The following is a 22,394-nucleotide window of genomic DNA, read 5'->3' as shown; positions in this document are numbered from 1 at the left end:
CCCTTGGACTGGACTTTGTCTATATACAAAGAGGACAATACGATATTGTCCTCTTTGTGTATTATTATTGAGCTACCATATCTAAAGCTTTTTCTAACTGAAGATCATTCTTTTCATCTTTAATTTTATCAATTAATGATGATTCAAGTTTTTCTGAAGTTAGAGGATCAATCTCACCGTTAACAGTAATTCCAACAGCTTTTTGATAGTTTTTAACTGCTATCTCAGTTTGCTTGCTGAAATATCCATCTTTACGGCCTGGGTCGTATCCTAAACCTTTTAACATGATTTGCGCTTGTTTAATATTTTCATCATTGTCATCAAACTTAAATGTTTTCTTTTTATCAATTGGTGTAGCGTAGAAATAATCAGGTTGTTTCACAGCAACATCTGGTTTAATACCTTTTTTGTGAATCCAAGTACCATCTGGAGTTAACCATTTAAATTGCGTTAACTTAATATTGCTACCATCTTTGAAATCTAATGTAGATTGTACAGTACCTTTACCATAAGATTTTTCCCCAATTAATTCATAATGTCCTGCTTCACTTAATGCCGCTGCTAAAATTTCAGCCGCAGATGCACTTCCTTTATCAATTAATACATCAATTGGATATGGTTTCGCTTTATTTAATTTAGTATAATACTTTTCACGTTGGCCATTTCTATTTTCAACTTGTAAATATGGCTCACTTTTTACAACTAATTCTTCTAAAACGCCTTCTACAGCTTGTAAGTACCCACCAGGATTTCCTCGAACGTCAATTGTTAATCCTTGGATATTTTGATCCTCTAGCTTTTTCAATTCTTTCTTGAACTCGTCTGCTGTTTTTTCATTAAACGAAGTAATATGAATATAACCTATTTTTTCGTTATTTACGTCTTTTACTGAACTAAATACTGTATACATTGGAATATCATCGCGTTTAATTGTAAATTTAATTGGATCCGGAACTCCTGGACGTTGTATTTCAATCGTAACATTTGTTCCTTTTTTACCACGGATTTTTAACACTGCATCATATTGAGATAAACCTTTTACACTTTTGCCATCAACTGATAAAATTTCATCCTTTGGTTTCAGACCAGCTTTTTCCGCAGGAGAGTTCTTAATTGGTGATACAATAATTAACTTTTCACCATCTTTAGAAACTTCCGCTCCAATTCCTTGGAAAGAAGAACCTAATGATTCATGGAATTGTTTAGCTGTCTTTCCATCCATATAAGTAGAAAACGGATCATCTAAAGTTGTTACCATCCCCTGGATCGCACCTTCAGTTAATTTATCAGGATCAATCTTTTTTACATATTGATTTGCAATAATTTCGTAAGCTTTTTGTATTTTAGCAATATTTTCATCTTCTGAAGCCTTTACTTCTTTACTCTCAGAGAATTTCGAAACGATTGTACTTGTACCATCATTAAATGCAAATGTACCTACCCCCATACCAACAACAAATGTTGCTGTTGCAAGTAAAGCCGTTGTTTTACGATTCATACAGAACCTCCTATTTTTCGTTCCAAAGGGAACGTACCAATCTATTAAATAGTGTATGTACTTGAAAAAGCATCACACAGACGTGCGATGCCATTTCTGTTCTATTATATGATAAGCCTGTATCACTTATGTTTGCAAGTAGAACACGATTTAATAAATTTTTATTAGAAGAGTTTAATTTATTTTGGTAGATGTTGTAAGTATGGCGTTAGGTTAATACCTAATTTAGCCGCAAGTCTCTCACCTAACTTTGCATCTGCACGATAGAAGTTACAAACTGCACGAAGCTTAATTTTTTCATCTACATCTGCTAGATCTGCACTAATATTTTTAATAACAGCATCCTGCTCCGTTTTACTATATCTATTCCACACTTCCCCTGCTTGGCCGAAGTCATTTGTTTTTTCTATTTTTTTGCGCTCAGAAACACCACTTAATGGTTGAGCTACTTCAACATAATCGGCATCCTCTTTTGGTGTATCCGAGTAGCTATTTGGCTCAAAGTTAATATGATGTGTTTGCTGACTAAAAGGCATATGACCATCACGTTGACCATTCGCTACCTTCGCAAAAGGACAATTAATTGGAAGTTGTAAATAATTTGCCCCAATACGATATCTTTGGGTATCTGAATAAGAGAATAATCTTCCTTGTAATAACTTATCCTCAGATGGTAATATGCCAGGAACTAGCACCCCTGGATTAAATCCAACTGATTCCGTTTCTGCAAAAATATTTTCAGGGTTTCGATTAAGGACCATCGTTCCGACAAATTGTCGAGGAATCACATCTTCAAACCAATCTTTTGTAGGATCTAATGGATCAAAATCGAAATCATCCATATCTGCAGGATTTAATACTTGTACATATAAGTCCCATTCTGGAAAATCTCCGTTTTCAATTGAATCGTATAAATCACCGCTTGCATGATTAAAGTCTTTACCTTGAACTTCACTAGCTTCTTCCATTGAAAGATTTTGAATTCCTTGCTTTGGTACCCAACGATGTTTTATATAAACAGTATTTCCATATTCATTTACCCATTTATATGCGTGAACACTTGAACCTCTCATTTGACGATAGTTAGCTGGAATACCTTCATCAGAAAATACATGTAATAACATATTTGTTGACTCAGGTGTTAGAGACATGAAATCCCAATATCTGTTAGGTGTTTGTAGATTAGTCCTTGGATCAGGCTTTAATGAATGAACCATATCGGGGAATTTCATTGCATCACGAATAAAGAATATAGGAAGATTATTACCTACAAAATCATAGTTACCATCTTCAGTATAGAATTTTACAGCAAATCCACGAGGATCACGTAATGTTTCAGGAGAATGTAATCCATGAATAACGGTTGAGAAACGAGCAAATACTGGTGTTTCTGTTCCGGCATCTTGTAAAAACTTAGCTTTCGTATATTTTTTCATACTATTTTTAGTTATGAAAACACCATGTGCGCCGGTTCCACGTGCATGCACAACACGCTCAGGTACTCTTTCACGATCAAAATGAGCTAGTTTTTCGATTAATTGATAATCCTCTAATAAAGTTGGACCTCTACGTCCCGCTGTATGTGAATTTTGATTATCTCCAATTGGCACACCTTGATTCGTTGTTAGTCGATTATTTGTCATATCATTTCTCCTTAATTATAATTATTATAATCTAGTAATAATTATATAATAGTCTAACTTATAATGAAAATCAATATCAAATTATAATTATTATAATCTAGGTATCAATATGATTGAATTTAATTTCCTCTTAACTTAAGTAGGTATAAATTGTAGTTTTATAAATTAATTGAGATTTATAAAACAAAAATAAAGAAAAAAACCTATCCTAGTGTTTTAGGATAGGTTTTTAGTAAATTAAAAATTAATATATTTCATAGGATCTACTGCATTTGATTTAGCATAATTCCATTCACCTTTATGTAATTCAAAGTGTAAATGTTGTCCAGTAGAATGACCTGAATTTCCCATATAACCAATTTGCATACCTTTTGAAACAGTTTGTCCAGTTGATACATTAAAACTAGCCAAGTGAGCATATACTGTTGTCCATACTTGTCCATCAATATTATGTGTAATAAATACACAATTTCCATAAGAAGATGAGACATAAGCACGAATTACAACCCCATCGCCTGCTGCTACAACTGGTACAGTTCCCGCTGAGGCAATATCAACACCTTCATGGAACTCTCCACCCTCAAATGAACGTTGTCCAAATCCAGAAGAGACATAACCATTTGCTGGTCTTGTAAAGTTGCCACTAGACACGGTTGGTGTATTATCAGAACTACCGGCACTATCTGAATTATTAGAATTACCTGAACCACTTGAGCTTCCAGATCCACTTGAATGACTTGTACTTGTAGATGTCTTTTTACTTTTTGCAGCAGCTTCTGCTTTACGTTTAGCCTCTGCTTTACGTCTAGCTTCTGCCGCAGCTCTTTCAGCAGCTTGTTTCTTAGCGATTTCAAGAGCTTTTTGCATTGCAGCCTGCTGACTTGCTAATAATTGATCTTGTTCCTTTAAATCTAAAACATCTTCATGAGCTTCACTTTCTTTAGCTTTTAATGAAGCCATTAATTTGTTCTTTTCGCTAACCTGACTTGCAAGTTGATTATTTAGACTCTTTAAGTTCGCTAAATCTCTTTCGATTTTTGCTTGTTTTATAGTCAAATCATCTTTTTTAGCACTAACTTCTTTTAAGTCCAAGTTTTGCTGGTTAATTATGTCCTCGTCAGCCTTCATAATAATTTGTACGGCACTCATTCGTTGAATTAAATCTCCGAAACTATTAGCACCTAAAATGACATCAATGTATGATACCATTCCACCAGCTTTTTGAAGAGAACGCATACGGTTTTTCAATAATTCTTCACGAGATTTAATGCGTTCTTCAATAAACTTAATTTCTTCCTTTAGTTTTGAAATTTGCTTTTTCCCATCACTAACTGCATCTTCAGTTTGGTTAACTTTCTGCTTAGTCAGTTTCATCCGAGCATCAAGTTTTTCAAGCTCCGCAACAACTTCTTGCTGGTCATGCTTTATATCAGCAATTTTGTTGTTTGTTGCATCAGTCTTATCCTGAACTTCACTACGCTTCTTTTTAATGCGGTCAATTTCTGATTGGTATTTACTTTCAGCAAAAGAAACGGATGGGATAGCACCGACTATGAAAGTACTGCATAACATAATCGTTATTACTTTCGATGATTTTCTCTTACTCATCTAAGATCCCTCCTTATATGTATATAGAAAAGCCCTAGTACCTGTATCAACTCAGACAGACGTTAAATTGGGAACTAGAGCTTATCAATCGAATTACACTATTAAAACAATAGAACTACAAATGAAAAAATTTATCTTATTTACGTAAAAACTTACGAATTGACATGACAGAACCCCACATCCCGATTATTGCACCAATAGCTATTAATATTGCAGATAGCTGGTACACAAACGGTGAAAATGGCAATAATGTAAACATTGTTCCTGCTAATTTTGGCATTAGCATATTATAAATGACTTTATAGCCAGTTAATAGTAAAACAATCGGAATAACCGATCCTAACACACCTAGCAGTAAACCTTCTATTAAGAACGGCCAACGAATAAAGTTATTAGTTGCCCCTACTAATCTCATAATCTCAATTTCACGTCGTCTTGCCATGATCGTTATTTTGATAGTATTAGAGATTAAGAACATCGCAGTAAATAATAGTCCGAAAATCAGTACTAAACCGATATTGCGACCTACCGAAACTGCATTAAATAATTTTTGAACCTGTTTTTTACCATAGATTACTTCATCAATATATTTTAAGCCTTCAATTTTTTTGGCTACTGGTGCGATTTGTTCTGGAGAATCCGTTTTAACAATATACGTATCATTTAATGGATTTTGCTGTTCAAACAGTTTGAATGCTTTTCCATCTTCTCCCATACTTTTGATTAGATTGTTTAATTCTTGATCTTTCGACGAGAACTTTACAGTAGTTACATGATCTAATTTTTTGATTTCTTCTTTTAAAGTAGCTTGTTGCTCTTTGTTTGCTGTTAAATCAACTAAAACACGTACCTCTACATCTTTTTCTAAAGTTGTTCCAATGTGATTAACATTCATAATTACGGTTAAAAATACGCCAACAAGCATTAAAGTAACTGCAACAGCACTTATCGATGCAAACGTCATCCAACCATTTCGTTTTAAACTACGTAAACCCTCACGAACATGTCTTCTTGCAGTTCTAGCTTTCATAACCGTACACTCCTCTCGCTTGGTCGCGTACAATTTTTCCAGCTTCAATTGCAATTACTCGTCGCTTGATCGTATTTACGATATCTTTATTATGAGTTGCCATTACTATAGTTGTTCCACGATCATTGATTTCTTTAAATATATCCATAATCTCCCATGTAGTTTCAGGGTCTAGGTTACCCGTTGGCTCATCGGCGATCACTACTTGTGGTTTATTTACAATAGAACGAGCAATCGAAACACGTTGCTGTTCACCACCAGAAAGCTCTGTTGGTAAAAATCGAGCTTTATGTTTTAACTTAACAAGGTCAAGTACTTCCATAACTCTCTTCTTTATTGTTTTCGGGTTTTCTTCAATAACTTCAAGTGCAAATGCAATATTTTCATAAACTGATAAAGTCGGTAATAATTTATAGTCTTGGAAAACTACTCCAATATTTCTACGTAATAAAGGAACTTTTTTATCCTTCATATGGCTTAAATCCATTCCATTAATTAAGATTGCACCCTTTGATGGTTTTTCTTCGCGATACATCATTTTAATGAATGTCGACTTTCCGGCACCACTCGGGCCCACGACATACACAAATTCACCTTGGCGAATTTTTACATTAATACCATCTACCGCAAGAACACCATTAGGATAAGTCTTATAAACATCTTTTAACTCAATCATGACATTCTCCTTAATTTTTGTTCCGTTTTCTTCTATCAAACTATAAGATCCATTCTGGATGAAATTATAATTAACTTAACTTTACTTGATCTTGATCTTATTATTTCGCCTGCTATTTACATATTTCGATAATTTCAGCTAAGCTCCTCTATTATACCACTTAAAAAATGTCAAAATTGATAAATTTATGTTACATTTTAATAATAGGCTAGATTTTTTCCGAACGATTTATGGGTTTGTTTAACAAATTATGGCAAAATGTAACTAAAATGAAAAGAAACAGACCTTTTCTAATTAACAGAAAATTGTCTGTTTCTTTAATTCTTTTCGATAGAAAACATTTTATTTTTTAGTCGCAAGCCATTTCGCTACACTTTTCGCGTCATTTCCTTGAACAACTCCGCTAGGCATTGAACCTCTACCATCATGGATAATATTTTCTATTTCTTTTTCAGAATATTTCGCTCCGACCTTTTTTAAGCTTGGTCCAATTATACCTTCTAATTCTCCACCATGGCAGCTAGCACAGCTTTGTTTAAATAGCTTTTCCCCATTAGCAACTGAAACCGGCTCACCTGAATCATTATTTTTACTTGTATCATTATTTGAACCACATGCTGTAATCGTTAACAGCATACCACCAGTTATAAAAGCAAGAAGTAGCTTTTTCACAAAAATCATCGCCCCTTTAAAAATCCCATAACTATAGTCTACTACTAATGAAAATATTTATTTTACCTTTTTATGTCAAATTTGTGAAACCTTCTCCAAGAACTTCTGTTGCATCTACAACTGTAATGAAAGCATTTCGATCAACTGTCCGAACGATATCACGTAGAGAAGAAAATTCAGTTTGATCAAGTACACACATTAATACTAAACGGTCTTCATTTGTATATCCACCAACACCAGTTAGTTTTGTAACTCCACGATCTAATTGGTGAACAATTGCCGTTGTTACAGGCTCCACTTCTGAAGTAATAATAAGTGCCATTTTTGATCTAGCAAGACCAATTTGAACTAAATCAATTGTTTTACTCGTAACAAAAAGTGCAATTAGTGCATACATACCACTTTCAAGATTAAACACGATTGCAGATGTAAGAACAATTAATCCGTCAATAAAGGCTACACAAATCCCAAGTGATAAACCAGTATATTTATGAACAATTTGAGCTGCTAAATCTGTTCCACCAGTAGATGCTTTACCACGGAACACGATTCCTAGACCTAAACCAATAAATAGTCCACCAAAAATTGATGCTAAAAGTGGATTATCAGTTGCAGGTTTTATATTGTATAAATCAACTAAATAAACAACAAGTGGAATAAAGATTGTTCCAACTAATGTTTTAGCGCCAAATTGTCTACCTAAGAAAAAGACACCTGCTATAAATAAAGGAATATTAAATGCCCATTGTACAAATGCAGGATTAAATCCCATTGTACTCTTTAGAATTGTCGAAATACCACTTACCCCACCAGAAGCAATATGATTTGGTAATAAAAACACACAAAACGCGACAGCAATGATTGCAGAACCAATTAATACAAAAAAGTACTCAAAAAACGTTTTTCCCCACCCTACAGTTAGAGCAGTAGAATATCTGACCTTTTTCAAACTTATCCCCCTCAAAATTTCTCACTTACAGACAACTTTTCTATTTTATATCCTTTATATCGGATACTCTCTCTATTTTTTATTATGAAAAAAACAATAAGATTTAATTACATATAAACAAAATTTACTTTCTTCTATTTGTAAAACAACTTAAAAATAAATATGATTCATGTAACTCCTTCACATTAGTAAGGTAAAATCCTTATTAATCCTCTAAAGAAAAAAAGCTCAAAAGAATAACATCTCCATAATTAGAAGATGTCCGTTTAGACAAAGTCCAAAAAACTTGATGATCAGACTAATTGCAAGTGTTTGGCAGGCAGTCTGGTAGATGTTCTAGGTTAAAAGATGGATTTACAGCTAACGAACTGATAAAATATACCCCTTTTGTCCCCAAAGATTAGGGCTGGTAAGAAAGAAGTTTCCCCCAATCTTATCAGCCCATTTTTCAACATTAAATCTTAGAACGTAAGTAAGCATCAATAAATGGATCAAGATCTCCATCCATTACTGCATGTACATTACCAACCTCTGTGTTTGTTCGATGATCTTTAACCATTGAGTATGGATGGAAAACATATGAACGAATTTGACTTCCCCAGCCAATTTCTTTTTGTTCTCCACGGATTTCATCTAGTTGAGCTTGTTGCTCTTCTATTTTACGTTGATATAGTTTTGCTTTTAACATTTTCATTGCATGTTCACGGTTTTTAATTTGTGAACGCTCTGTTTGACATGTTACTACAGTGTTAGTTGGAACATGTGTAATACGTACTGCTGAGTCAGTTGTATTAATGTGCTGACCACCGGCTCCACTTGCACGATACGTATCAATCTTTAAATCTTCTGTACGAATATCGATTTCAATTTCTTCATTGAACTCAGGCATTACTTCGCAAGAAACGAAAGAAGTATGACGACGACCTGATGAATCGAATGGAGAGATACGTACTAAACGATGAACGCCTTTTTCTGCTTTTAAATAGCCATAAGCATTATGGCCTTTAATTGCTAAAGTTACGCTCTTAATACCAGCCTCATCTCCAGGTAGATAATCTAAAGTTTCAACTTTAAATCCACGTTTTTCAGCCCATCTAGTATACATACGTAATAACATTGAACCCCAATCTTGAGACTCGGTTCCACCTGCTCCTGGGTGAAGCTCAAGAATTGCATTATTTTTATCATATGGCTCGCTTAATAATAATTGAAGTTCAAAATCATTCAGCTTTCCAGTTAAAGATTTTACTTCAGTTACTAGTTCTTCAAATAGTTCATCGTCATTTTCTTCTTTAACTAACTCATATGTTACTTCAAGATTCTCATATCCATCATTTAAATCATTGAATTCATTAATGACTTCTTTTAAACCATTTACTTCACTTATTACTACTTGTGCAGCTTTTTGATCATCCCAAAAATCTGGCTCTGACATAAACGCTTCAAGCTCATCTAGTCTTGCTTGTTTTGTTTCGACGTCAAAGAGACCCCCTAAATGCTTGAAGGCGTTTCGCCATCTTTTCTAGTTCTTGCTTTACTTCTACTAATTCCATTACATAACACCTCGATTAAATTTTACGAACAATAAAAAGCAGGTAAAGACAAGTAGTGAAGTAAGAATAACCTTTGAAGGTTACTCTTCTTTCCTAATAACTACTTGCCCTTGCCCCTTTTCATATAGTTTCTATTTTATTAGATTCCTTTACCGTGGCAGTTTTTATACTTCTTACCTGATCCACAAGGACAATCTTCATTACGGCCAGTTTCTTCGCCTTTTACGATTGGTTTTTTCTTTACTTCACCATCACCATCATTACTTACATGAATTGCATCGCCTTGTATAGCTTCACGCTCTACATCAGCTTCAATTTCAGCTTTCATAATAATGCGAGATACTTCTTCTTCAATTGAAGCAATCATCTCTTCAAACATTGCGAAGCCTTCCATTTGATATTCACGTAGTGGATCAATTTGTGCATATGCACGTAAATGGATTCCTTCACGAAGTTGATCCATTGAATCGATATGAGCCATCCACTTGTTATCAACAGTACGTAATAATACAACTTTTTCAAACTCACGCATTTGTTCAATTGGTAAAGCTACCTGTTTTTCTTCGTAACGCTCGAATACTGTTTTTTGAATTAATTCAACCATTTCATCCGGTTCAATTACACGTAATTGATCAACTGTGATTTCATCTTCATTTAATAAGTTTGCTTCTAAGAAATCAATGATTCCTTCTAAATTCCACTCTTCTTGAAGCTGCTCGTTTGGAGTATGAGCTTGAACTACTCTGTTAATAGTACCTTCAATCATATTCTTAACGATTGGTTGTAAATCATTTGAATCAATAACTTCAGAACGTTGAGCATAAATAACTTCACGTTGTTGACGTAATACATCATCATATTGAAGTAATTGTTTACGAGCATCAAAGTTATTACCCTCTACTCGTTTTTGTGCAGATTCAACTGCACGAGAAACCATTTTACTTTCAATCGGTTGAGAATCATCTAATCCTAAACGGTCCATCATAACTGATAAATTTTCTGAACCAAAACGACGCATTAATTCATCTTCCATTGATAAATAGAAAGTTGTCACACCAGGGTCACCTTGACGACCAGAACGACCACGTAACTGATTATCAATACGACGGCTTTCATGACGCTCTGTACCAATAACAGCTAATCCGCCAAGCTCACGAATACCTTCACCTAATTTAATATCTGTACCACGACCAGCCATGTTTGTCGCAATAGTAACTGCACCACGGTGACCAGCTAATGCGATAATATCAGCCTCGCGTTCATGGTTTTTCGCATTTAATACTTCGTGTTTAACACCTTTACGTTTTAACAATTGAGATATTAACTCTGAAGTCTCGATCGCAACTGTACCAACTAGAACTGGTTGCCCAGCTTTGTGACGTTCAACGATTTCATCAACAACAGCATTAAATTTACCAGTCATTGTTTTGTATACTAGATCAGGTTTATCCATACGAGCGATTGGTCTGTTCGTAGGAATAACTAGAACATTCATATTGTAAATATTACGGAATTCTTCTTCCTCAGTTTTAGCTGTACCTGTCATACCCGAAAGTTTTTTGTACATACGGAAGTAGTTTTGGAAAGTAATTGTAGCAAGCGTCATACTTTCATTTTGAATTTTTAATCCTTCTTTAGCTTCAATCGCTTGGTGAAGACCTTCACTGTAACGGCGGCCTTTCATTAAACGACCAGTAAATTGGTCAACGATTACAATTTCACCATCTTGAACTACATAATCTACATCATGAGTCATCGTAACGTGAGCACGTAATGCCTGAGTAATATGATGGTTTAAGTTAACATTTTTCAAATCAAATAGGTTTTCAACGCCAAAAGCTTTTTCTGCACGTGAAATACCATCTTCAGTTAATAAAACTGATTTTGTTTTTACATCGTACGTATAATCTTTGTCTAGCTTAAGCATTCCAACAAATGCATTCGCTGCAATATATGATTGTGCAGACTGTTTTGCTTGTCCAGAAATAATTAATGGAGTACGTGCTTCGTCAATTAAAATTGAGTCAACCTCATCGATAATAGCATAGTTTAGTGGACGTTGAACTCGTTGTTCAGCGTATACAACCATGTTATCACGTAAATAGTCAAATCCTAATTCATTATTTGTACTATACGTAATATCACAAGCATATGCTTCACGCTTTTCATCTGGTTCCATACTATTTAAATTTAGACCAACAGTAAGTCCCAAGAACTCATATAATTGACCCATCTCACGAGCATCACGACTAGCTAAGTATTCATTGACTGTAACAACGTGAACACCTTCGCTACTTAATGCATTTAAGTAAACAGGTAAAGTGGAAGTTAAAGTTTTACCTTCCCCAGTTTTCATTTCTGAAATATTACCTTCATGTAAGGAAATTCCACCTAATAACTGTACAGGATATGGAGTCATACCAAGCACACGAGTAGCACCTTCACGAACAACGGCAAATGCTTCAACTAAAATATCATCAAGAGTTTCACCTTTTTGGATACGCTCTTTAAATTCAAATGTTTTACCTCTAAGTTCATCATCAGATAATTTTGCATACTGATCCTGTAAAGATAACACTTGATCAACTTGTTTTTGCATTTTATTTAATTGTCGCTGATTAAGATCAAAAACCTTTTTTATCATTCCAAGCATTCGTAACGCTCCTCTATTATAAAGTCATAAACTAAAATGTCATTAAGTTAGTAGATACTATTTCTAATTTTATCATTAAATGAAGATACGTGACAACCTTATGTCGAGATTGTTCTATTAGAATTAATTAATATTTTAGAAAATAAGCAAAAAAGGACTAAGCTAATTGTTCAGCTCAGTCCTTTTATTATTATTTTATTAATTTTTATTTGGCTTCAATTAAACCATAACGCCCATCTTTTCTAGCGTAAACGATGTTCGTTTTATTTGTTTCACCGTTTAAGAATACAAAGAAGTTATGACCTAACATATTCATTTGTAGCACTGCTTCTTCTGCATCCATAGGTTTTAAATCAAATTGCTTTGTTCGAACTAACTCAATATCATTTTCGTGTTCTTCTACTGCTACAGCTGATTCAGTAGTTGATGGTGCAAACATGAATTTTAATGATCCTTTTTCTCTTAACTTGCGATTTACTTTTGTTTTGTGTTTTCTAATTTGACGATCTAGTTTATCAATAACTAAATCGACAGCTGCATACAAATCTGAATGCTCTTCTTCTGCACGTAATAACATATACGTTCCAGGAATAGTTACTTCAATTCTTTGCTTGTCGTGGAATACCTTAGCATTAACTCTCGCCGTTAACTCTTCGTCAAAATAACGATCAAATCGCGATAATTTTTTATCTACGTAATCACGAATTGCTGGAGTAATTTCAATATTTTCGCCTCGGATGTTTAGCATCATATGGGTTTCCTCCTTCATCAAGCTCCAAAAATGAAAGCTGTCATACTTATATTCTACACCTCTATCTCAATTTCCTCCTTGAAATATTTGTCAAATATGAGAAAACTCTGTGTCCATTTTTTGAACTTTTATGGTTTATATCTGATTATATTTTTATAATAATTTAAAGATACTTAAAAATTTTCCAAAACAAACAAAGGCTTACTCAAATGAGTAAGCCTTCGTGGTCCGAATCTATATAAGCAAATACTTACTTATTAACGGAAAAAATTAAATTTTAGTCACATTAGCAGCTTGAGGTCCACGGTTACCTTCAACGATTTCGAAGCTAACTGCTTGGCCTTCTTCTAAAGATTTGTAACCTTCTGCGTTGATAGCTGAGAAATGTACGAATACATCGTCTCCATCTTCACGCTCGATAAATCCAAAACCTTTTTCTGCATTAAACCATTTTACTTTACCTTGCATTCAAATCCATTCCCTTCAGTCGAAAACTTGTGAATCTTCTCCACATTTCAACTATACATCATAAAACTAGGGCAAGTCAAAAGTAGCTTATCGCCTTTTTTTTCACGAATTCGACAAATAACGAAAAATTCTAATTATTTCCCTACCTATCTTATTCGCTTACCTTTTGACTTGTCCTATTATTTTTTTCCTATTTTTATAAAAAGTAAATTTATGCCATTTTTCCTGCAAAGTTTTTTTCTTCTATAAAAAACTTTACTATACCTTAAATCTATAAGGTACAGTAGTTACAATAACACTTCGTTTATGAAGTAAATACGCTCTTAGTAATAAGCTTGATTGATTATGTAAAACATTATGCCAATTTTTTCTCGTAATAAACTGTGGTATTAAAACTGTAATTTCAAAGCCTTGTGCATGAGCTTTAGCTTCCATTTCATCTATTACTTTTAAAAGAGGTCTAGTGATTTCTCGATACTCAGAATGTTCAACAATTAGTTTTACGTTAGGGTTCCAAGCTTCCCATTTTTCTCTCATTTGCTCTTCACTTTCTTTATCAAAAGAAATGTAAACAGCATAGACTTCATCAGCAATTCCTTGAGCATATTGCATTGTACGTTCAACTACTTTTGTGATCCCAGCGACAGGAACTACCATGATATTTCCACTAATTTTTTCAGGAATATCATTGTTTAATCGTAATTGGTCACCTACTGCTTCATAATGCTTACGAATTCTTAAGAATAGAATAACAATCAAAGGTAAGAAAACAAATATTGACCAAACTTGATTTAACTTAGTAGTTAAGAAAATAATCGAAACTGTTGCTGAGATAAATGCCCCAACAAAGTTGGCAGTTAATTTCGGTAACCAGCCAGCCGGTTTTTCCCTAATCCATTTAATTACCATACCAGTTTGAGAAAGTGTAAATGGTACAAACACACCAACAGCATATAATGGAATTAATGCTTCAGTTTTACCTTGGAAAGCAATAATTAATAAAATTGAAGCTACACCAAGTGTAATAATACCATTTGAATATCCTAAACGATCTCCTCGAAGTAAGTACATTCTTGGCATAAATTTATCACTTGCTAAGTTATAAGCTAGTAATGGGAATGCAGAAAATCCTGTATTAGCTGCTAATACAAGGATTAGCGCTGTTGTCCCTTGTATAAAGAAATAGATTATATTTCGTCCAAAAATATCAGAACCTAATTGGGACATAACTGTTTCTTCTGCATTTGGTACAATTCCATACCAGTAAGCTAAAAACATAACTCCCGAAAATAGTACTGCTAAAATCGAACCCATCAACAATAGTGTTTTTGCCGCATTTTTATCTGAAGGCACTTTAAAGTTCGGAATTGCATTTGAAATTGCTTCAACACCAGTTAAGGCTGAGCAGCCAGATGAAAATGCTTTTAAAAGAATAAAGAGAGAAATCCCTGGAACAACTGTACCAATCGCTGAATGTGCTGTTTGTGGTGCATGGCCTGTAAAGACATTATATAAACCTACGATAATGATAATAACAAGTGCTACAACGAATAAATAAACTGGATATGCCAAAATCGAAGCAGATTCAGTTAGTCCGCGTAAGTTTAAAATTGTAATACATATAACCAAAATAACAGCAATAAAAACTGTATGAGCGTGCAAAGCTGGGAAGGCCGACGTAATCGCGTCCGTACCTGCTGACACACTAACCGCTACCGTCAAGATATAGTCAACTAACAATGATCCACCGGCAACTAAACCAGGAATAACACCGAGGTTTTGTTTAGATACGACATAAGCGCCTCCACCGTGAGGATAACTAAAAATAATTTGGCGATAAGATAAAATTAATGCTAGTAATAAAATCAGTACGCCTATACCAATCGGAACCGAATACCAATACGCTACCGCCCCAACCGTAGTTAAAACGATCAGAATCTGCTCCGGACCGTATGCTACTGAAGAAAGCGCATCTGACGATAGAATTGCCAAGGCCTTCGTATTCGATAACTTTTGTTCACTTAACTCTGTTGACTTAAGTGGTTTACCAATTAAGTATCGTTTTAAAATCGATAACATATGTACACCTCTACATAAAAAGTAAAAAACTAAACTATTTGAGTTTATCACATTATTAGAAACAATTGTGTGATATATTAAGAAAATCTTTCCATAATTTTATTAAGTTTTTTTCAAAATAATTAATATTAACTTCCCTCCAAATCAAATTAAAATACAATAAAATGAAAGAGTACTTTAAAAACTTCAAGACACAAATAAGATAAGATTTTGATTCGTATGTAAATCCTTTTTATTTCCTTGCCTAGACACAGAAAGAACTTAACATTTTGCTAAGTTCTTTCCTATTTTTTACATATATAGCTTAACAATTTTAGTAACAATCCGGTTCGGTTGTTAACCTTTATTTCTTATTAAAATAGCTAAGCATTTTTTCAGCCACTTTCATTGGTTGAACTTTGTATGTTCCCTCGTCAATTTGTTTTTTTAATTGCTTAATACGTTCATCACGTTTTGCGATTATCTGATTGGCGTTTTGATTATCCTTTGCTTGAGGGGAGATTTCTATTTTTCCTTCTTGTTCTCGTTTATTTTGTTCATTTTTTTCTACTTTGTATCGATGTAAATGAACTTTATCCTCATCAGATGTATTACCCTTCATATTTCTCACCTCATCGCTAATCGTTTTATACCTCGGATTTAATATTAAATTACGATCCTTTATCTGTATTTTTTTTTTATTCTGTCCAATGACCACTATTTATATCGGTAAAACTCGTAGTAAAATTAAGTTCTTTTATAATTAACAAGCCGCCAAGCTTTATGCCCGAATTAATGTAAGAGAATGTACTTCAGTAGCACCATTTTGTAACAATATCGTTGCGGCATCTTGTACCGTTTTACCAGTTGTATACACATCGTCAAGTAATACAATCGGTTCGTTATCGATTTTTTCCGCACAACAATAAGAAAAAACTTGTTCTCGGCTAAGTCTTTCATAACGGTTTAACTTACTTTGTTTTTCCGTATGAATTCTTTCTAAACAATTTGTTAAGTTTAAACCTGCATATTGTGCAAGCACTTCAACTTGATTAAAGCCTCGTTCCTTTAGTCTCGCATCACTTAGAGGTATTGGAACTATTTTATAATTTTTGAAAGAATTTTCATAGTATTCCCTCAAATCATCCGCAAATATAGATGCTAACTGAACATCACCACAAAATTTAAATTTATTGAGCCACTCTTTTATTTCATTTGTGTAATGAAAGATCGACTTATTAATAATTAACGGCATTTCTAGCTTTAAACTTATATACTCGATACAATTTTTACAAAGCTTTTGATTCTCCATAATGTAACCACAACAAATTTCACAAACAGGATCAATTATTTTTTTAAATTTCGATATACATTGTGAACAAGTTAATTCATTGGTTTGAAAAAACAATTTATGAAAGGAAAACTTCTCAACAAATCGAACACCACAATATACACAAATCACTTATTATCCAACCAGCCTTTCTTGATACCTAAATGATTCATTAGAAGTATTTGCTTTTTAGCTTTGACCATTTCTTCGCTTATTCCATTATGAAAAAAGATAACTTCTCCCTTTGCATAATTTATATGCCTACCAGCACGTCCAGCAATTTGGACTAATGCACTTTCAGTAAAAATCTCTTCATCAGCACCTAATACAGCTATTTGGCTATTCGGAATCGTAACGCCTCTCTCTAAAATTGTCGTTGTAATTAAAACTTGCGTATCACCATTTCGAAAAGCACTCACTTTTTCATGTCTTTGTGGATCTTGACTATGAACTGATGCCGATTTAACTGTTATCTTTTTAACGGCCTCTTCTATAAAAATACATTCATTAATTGTAGGGACAAACAAAAAAATAGGGCAGCCTTTCTGAATAAATAATTTAATCCATTTTTCTAAAGAATTTGGGAGTTTTTGTGTTTTGCGGATTGTTTTACGCCAGTTGCCAATCCATTTAAAGCTTGGTACTGGCAGGGGTTGCCTATGGTATCTTGCGGGAACCATTACATTTTTGATTTTATTTTTTAGCGCAAGTAGTTGTTGTTCACTAGTGGGAGTAGCAGTCATTTGTACTGTAGAACCTTTAATCGTTCTTGATTCATTTGCAACCCAGTGCAAATGTGTTTCAATATTATAAGGAAAAGCATCAACTTCATCGATAATTAATAAGTGGAAGGTATGTCTAAATTTCATTAACTGATGTACTGTACAAATCGTTATCCTATTTCCATCCCATATCTCTTCACTACCTCCATAAAGTACTGCAATTGAAATAGTAGGGAAGGCTTGTCTGAATCGAATCGATAGCTCCAAAACAACATCTACTCGAGGAGTTGTAATACAAATAAATTTTCCTTGCTGTAGTGCAGCTTCAATCCCTTCAAACAACATTTCTGTTTTTCCTGCACCACAAACTGCCCAAAGTAGCAAATTCTGATTTTCGTTCACAGCTTCAACTACTTTAATAGAGGCTTCTTTTTGCTGAGGTGAAAGTTTACCATCCCATTCGAGTCCAGAAATTGAGGGATCGAATCTCAAATCATCTTCATTAATGATTAACTCAGTACATGTCGACATCTTTCCCATAGTGATGCATTTTCGACAATATGTACAATGTGATGAACATTTAGCACAAAAATGAGTAGCGAAAAAGTGTTGATTTTGATTACCACAACGAAAGCATTGATAACGATTTTTAATTTTTTGAACCGCTTGAATGATTACACTTGTTGGAGGGATTTCCTGAAGGTTTATTGTGGGGAGAAGTTGGAGTTTTCTACCGTAAAATTTGTCCATTTTTAACCTACTTTCTTATATTATTTATTTTGAGGGATGAAACTTGGGAGCTTTTAAAAAGGTTCCACATAAATATGGCCATCTTCAAATATTACATCCAATCATTCACTAACGAAGTAAAATCCAGTGAAATTTCTTTGTCAAATATATAGATATATTGTGACGAGTTTTTAAGGATAAAAATCCCTCTTCAATAATTCTACAGTTCGTTTGTAAAGTAGACTAAAAATAATTTAATTCTAGTTAAAAACGAAGCATTTTTGATCAAATTCTATATAAACTCTAAAAAAACTTTAAGTGAAATTGAATAAAATCTTCAATAATTTATCGAGTTTTTCTCTTTCATTGCGATTTCTCTGGTTTTATTTGTGATTTTCTATTTTTAATTGCGATTTTCATTATTTAATTGCGTTACCTAGATTTTAATTGCGATTCTCTATTTTTAATTGCGTTACCTAGATTTTAATTGCGATTCTCACTATTTAATTGCGTTACCTAGACTTTATTTGCGATTCTCTATTTTTAATTGCGATTTCTAGTTTTTATTTCAAATACTCACTTTTTAATTACAATAACAAATATTCACTGCTAAAAAAAAAAGCCCCTAATCAAAGGAGCTCCTACTCAAACAACATACCAACCCAATCCTAAAGCACCTTCACCAAGATGCGTTCCAATTACTGGGCCAAAATATGAAGTTTCTATTTCAACATTCGGATATGTTTCACTAAGTTGTTGGGCTAACTTTTTTGCATCGTCTTCACGATTTGAGTGAATAACAACTGCTTTCATTTTTTCGCCTTTTGATGCAACTTCGCCAAATAAATCTGTAATTCGTTTCATTGCCTTTTTTTCAGTTCGAATTTTTTCAAAGGCAACAATTTGTTTGTCTACAAATGTTAGAATTGGCTTTACTTGTAGAAAACTTCCTACAAATGCTTGTGCACTTGAAAGTCTTCCACCGCGTTTAAGGTGTTCTAAATCAAAAACCATAAAGTAAGCATTAGCAGATTGTTTTATTTCATCTAATCGCTCTATGATTTCAGTTGGTCCAGCACCATTCTTTGCCATTTTCGCAGCTTCAATGACATAAAACCCTTGGACCATGCAGCTAATTTCTGAATCGTAAGCGACTACTTCTAAGTTATCAATCATTGAACCTGCTGATACAATACTTTGATAGGTTCCACTAATTCCACTTGATAAAGTGATAGCAACTACTGCCTCATATTCTTTTGATAGCTGTTCAAATTTTTCAATAATCGTGCCATATGCAGGCTGTGAAGTTTTTGGAAGTTCCTTTTGTTCACGGACCTTGAGGAAAAATTGTTCAGCAGTAATTTCAACTTCTTCTTGGTAGGACGCGTCTCCGAAGATTACATTAAGAGGCAACATATGTATATCTAAAGAATCTCTTACTTCCTTTGGGATATAGGATGTACTATCTGTAACAATTGCAGTTCTCATGTTCATATCCTTTCTTATATATATTAACGTTTAACTATGTATTTATTGGTTTTAATTTTACACAACTAATTAAGTAAAATCATTGTATTTCATTCTCTTTACTCTTTAGCCCATTCGACAAGTCAGCTAGACTTAGAAAGACTATTATACTCAAAAGCCTATTTATTGAAAAGATAAAGTGGGCATTTATTGTTGCTATGTTTCAGACTAAAAGTGAAATATCAAATATAATGTTCTTTGTCTACAAACTAAAACAGAGTACCGATCCTCCGATACTCTGCTTTTTGTATCTAACTATTTCACTTCTACCCAAGCATTTCTAATTGCCGTCACTACAGCATGAGTACGGTCATTTACTTCTAGCTTTTGTAGAATATTACTTACATGGTTTTTGACAGTTTTTTCACTAATAAAGAGAGCTTCACCAATAGCACGGTTACTTTTACCATCTGCTAGCATTTGAAGCACTTCACATTCTCTTCTAGTAAGTAAATGTAATGGACGGCGCACTTCTACTTCGCGAGATTTAAATAATTGTTCTTTAAGTGATAGTCTTCTAAATTCTTCAACTAGGTTGTGAGTAATCTTCGGATGTAAATAACATCCACCTTTTGTAACGACTTTAATCGCTTCAATAAGTGTATCTGAGTCCATTTCTTTTAATAAATAGCCTCTTGCACCTACTTTCAGGACATGAGTTACATACGATTCATCATCATGAATTGATAAAATGATTACTTTTGCATCAGGATGTTTTTCTAGTAATGCTTTTGTAGCAGTTACTCCGTTCATTGTCGGCATGTTTATATCAACAATAAATATATCTACTTGATGTTGATCCATGATATTTACAACCTCTGTACCGTCTGAACCTTCAGCAACAACATCAAAACTCTCTTCAAAATCTAGGATTCTCTTAATTCCTTCACGAAACAATTTATGATCATCTACAATTGCAATTCTAGTTTTCATTTCATTACTCCTCTGTTTATTTGATCTAGTTTGCTAATCTATCGAAATTTGTAGAAATTGGTATTTTTTTCTAAATTATAGTATATTTTAACATATTTTCTTATTGCTTACGACGCAAATCTCCAAAAAACGTGAAATAAAATTTTACTTTTAGGAATTTTCAGACGCTTTATTTTGAAATGACATTTCTAATTCATTCTCTATTTCTACATCTAAAGTGATCCTAATTGTCGTACCTATGTCTATTATAGATTCGATTATAAAATCTCCACTTAATAACTCAACGCGTTCTTTCATTCCTATTAATCCAAAAGAGTTTTCACTTTGCCCTTTGCCAACGGGAAAACCAATTCCATCATCCTGTACGAAAACTTTAATTTTGTTTCTTAAAAACTCTAATCTTACAAAAATTGTTGATGGATTGGCATGCTTACATGCGTTTTGAACCGCCTCTTGGATGATCCGAAAGATTGCAACTTCTATTTTTGAATTAAGTCTTTTTTCGCTTTGACCGCAATAGTCAAATTTTATTTCAATATGCTTATACGACTCTAGCGATTTTAAATATTTATTAAGGGCTGGAACTAAACCTAAATCATCTAATGCCATTGGGCGTAGATCATATATAATTCTTCTAACTTCCCCTAATGCGCAACGGACTTGTTCCTTTATATCACCTAATTCTTTTCTTGCATCTTCTTCTGGTCTTTGGCGATATGTTTTTATTAAAAAGTCTGACTGCATTAATATACTGGCTAACGTTTGGGCTGGGCCATCATGAATTTCGCGTGATAACTTTATACGCTCCTCTTCCTGAGCTTGTATCAGTTGGAATCCGAACTCTTGTTTTTGTTTTGCCTCTTCATGTAAATGACTAACTTGCTTAAAGTCTGTATTAAGGTAGTTTAAAACAATTGAAATACGGGAAACTATTAATTCGGCTTTTTGTAGTTTCTCTAACAAAGTCTGAAGTCTATTTTCTAATTCTTTTCTACGATGATTTAGGACTTTTTCTTCCTTTAATGAAAGAAAGTGCTGTTCCTGAATGTTTTGGACAGTTTCATATACTGACTTTACTTGAGATTCAGTATACCGATTAAATTCCCCATCAACTTCAGTTAGTTTTTTGCGTGCCGCTCGGGCTAATAAATCTAATCTAACCGTATTTTCAATCTTCTCTACTACTTGTAATTTTACTTCTTCAAGCTCTACTCTTAATTTCTCGTATTCTGAGCGAGTATCTTCAACAATTCCAAACACATGGGACTTACTATCTATAACAGATGAGAGCATATTATCCATAATTTCGTCTAGTGTCTGATTGTCCATTTTTCTAGCTGTCATTCACCTTTTCCCCCATTAGCCTATTACTAAATGACTAATAAATTTATGTATATTTAATATTATAATGTAAATAGGATTATAATTGTACAAAAATTTGAAATAAGCAAAAATTTTAATTTTTCCGATTCAAACCTTATATTACCAATATATATTGGTATTTTATTATAAATTTTAAAAAATACATACCTTTATATAACATCCTTAACACAATGTTAACAAGTATTACAAATATATTACGATTGACCCAATA

At 33.5% G+C, this 22,394-nt stretch carries 18 protein-coding genes; all 18 read right to left on the bottom strand.

The annotated features are described in order from the left end of the window. Positions 1 to 64: 64 nt before the first annotated feature. Positions 65 to 1,498 (bottom strand): S41 family peptidase, encoded by a 1,434-nt coding sequence (locus BM319_RS14245; RefSeq protein ID WP_091023328.1) that lies wholly within the window; start codon positions 1,496 to 1,498, stop codon positions 65 to 67. A 179-nt stretch (positions 1,499 to 1,677) separates the two neighbouring features. Further along, positions 1,678 to 3,141, bottom strand: coding sequence for a catalase (locus BM319_RS14240; RefSeq protein ID WP_091023325.1), 1,464 nt, complete (start codon positions 3,139 to 3,141; stop codon positions 1,678 to 1,680). Positions 3,142 to 3,378: 237 nt separating this feature from the next. Continuing rightward, positions 3,379 to 4,749 carry a murein hydrolase activator EnvC family protein gene (locus tag BM319_RS14235; RefSeq protein WP_091023323.1) on the bottom strand — a complete coding sequence of 457 codons (1,371 nt, stop codon included), beginning with the start codon at positions 4,747 to 4,749 and terminating at the stop codon, positions 3,379 to 3,381. A gap of 136 nt (positions 4,750 to 4,885) precedes the next feature. Next, entirely contained in the window at positions 4,886 to 5,779 is an 894-nt protein-coding gene (gene ftsX, locus BM319_RS14230) for a permease-like cell division protein FtsX (RefSeq protein ID WP_069033821.1), read from the bottom strand. After that, positions 5,769 to 6,455: a cell division ATP-binding protein FtsE gene (gene ftsE / locus BM319_RS14225; protein ID WP_069033820.1), complete on the bottom strand. Its 687-nt coding sequence runs from the start codon at positions 6,453 to 6,455 to the stop codon at positions 5,769 to 5,771. Before ftsE ends, ftsX begins: the two co-directional genes overlap by 11 nt. A 342-nt stretch (positions 6,456 to 6,797) precedes the next feature. Beyond that, positions 6,798 to 7,136 carry a cytochrome c551 gene (gene cccB, locus BM319_RS14220; RefSeq protein WP_069033819.1) on the bottom strand — a complete coding sequence of 113 codons (339 nt, stop codon included), beginning with the start codon at positions 7,134 to 7,136 and terminating at the stop codon, positions 6,798 to 6,800. A 61-nt stretch (positions 7,137 to 7,197) separates the two neighbouring features. Next, positions 7,198 to 8,076: a YitT family protein gene (locus tag BM319_RS14215; RefSeq protein ID WP_069033818.1), complete on the bottom strand. Its 879-nt coding sequence runs from the start codon at positions 8,074 to 8,076 to the stop codon at positions 7,198 to 7,200. Between the two features lie 454 nt (positions 8,077 to 8,530). Beyond that, a protein-coding gene (gene prfB, locus BM319_RS14210; protein ID WP_248267333.1) for a peptide chain release factor 2 occupies positions 8,531 to 9,629 on the bottom strand; the annotation gives its coding sequence in 2 pieces (ribosomal slippage) (positions 8,531 to 9,565 and positions 9,567 to 9,629; 1,098 coding nt in all). Positions 9,630 to 9,768: 139 nt separating this feature from the next. Further along, on the bottom strand, positions 9,769 to 12,282 hold the full coding sequence (secA, locus tag BM319_RS14205) for a preprotein translocase subunit SecA (protein WP_069033816.1): 2,514 nt from the start codon (positions 12,280 to 12,282) through the stop codon (positions 9,769 to 9,771). A 205-nt stretch (positions 12,283 to 12,487) separates the two neighbouring features. Continuing rightward, positions 12,488 to 13,033 (bottom strand): ribosome hibernation-promoting factor, HPF/YfiA family, encoded by a 546-nt coding sequence (gene hpf / locus BM319_RS14200; protein WP_069033815.1) that lies wholly within the window; start codon positions 13,031 to 13,033, stop codon positions 12,488 to 12,490. 270 nt (positions 13,034 to 13,303) lie between these two features. After that, on the bottom strand, positions 13,304 to 13,501 hold the full coding sequence (gene cspD / locus BM319_RS14195) for a cold-shock protein CspD (RefSeq protein ID WP_056469532.1): 198 nt from the start codon (positions 13,499 to 13,501) through the stop codon (positions 13,304 to 13,306). A 258-nt stretch (positions 13,502 to 13,759) separates the two neighbouring features. Then, on the bottom strand, positions 13,760 to 15,580 hold the full coding sequence (gene kimA, locus BM319_RS14190) for a potassium transporter KimA (protein ID WP_069033814.1): 1,821 nt from the start codon (positions 15,578 to 15,580) through the stop codon (positions 13,760 to 13,762). Between the two features lie 343 nt (positions 15,581 to 15,923). Continuing rightward, positions 15,924 to 16,181: a flagellar biosynthesis anti-sigma factor FlgM gene (locus BM319_RS14185; RefSeq protein WP_069033813.1), complete on the bottom strand. Its 258-nt coding sequence runs from the start codon at positions 16,179 to 16,181 to the stop codon at positions 15,924 to 15,926. A 159-nt stretch (positions 16,182 to 16,340) separates the two neighbouring features. Then, positions 16,341 to 16,871, bottom strand: coding sequence for a ComF family protein (locus BM319_RS14180; protein WP_091023320.1), 531 nt, complete (start codon positions 16,869 to 16,871; stop codon positions 16,341 to 16,343). Between the two features lie 146 nt (positions 16,872 to 17,017). Next, complete coding sequence (locus tag BM319_RS14175; RefSeq protein ID WP_091023318.1) at positions 17,018 to 18,361, bottom strand: ATP-dependent helicase ComFA; 1,344 nt, start codon at positions 18,359 to 18,361, stop codon at positions 17,018 to 17,020. A gap of 624 nt (positions 18,362 to 18,985) precedes the next feature. Continuing rightward, entirely contained in the window at positions 18,986 to 19,828 is an 843-nt protein-coding gene (locus BM319_RS14170) for a DegV family protein (protein ID WP_091023316.1), read from the bottom strand. A 294-nt stretch (positions 19,829 to 20,122) separates the two neighbouring features. Further along, complete coding sequence (locus BM319_RS14165) at positions 20,123 to 20,800, bottom strand: response regulator (protein ID WP_069033809.1); 678 nt, start codon at positions 20,798 to 20,800, stop codon at positions 20,123 to 20,125. A gap of 150 nt (positions 20,801 to 20,950) precedes the next feature. Beyond that, entirely contained in the window at positions 20,951 to 22,144 is a 1,194-nt protein-coding gene (locus tag BM319_RS14160; protein ID WP_091023314.1) for a sensor histidine kinase, read from the bottom strand. Between the last annotated feature and the right edge of the window lie 250 nt (positions 22,145 to 22,394).

The organism is Bacillus sp. UNCCL81, assembly GCF_900112535.1.
GTDB classification, from domain to species: domain Bacteria; phylum Bacillota; class Bacilli; order Bacillales; family Bacillaceae_G; genus Gottfriedia; species Gottfriedia luciferensis_B.
Note: the sequence above shows the minus strand (reverse complement) of the source record. Positions and strands in the feature narration are given on the sequence as shown.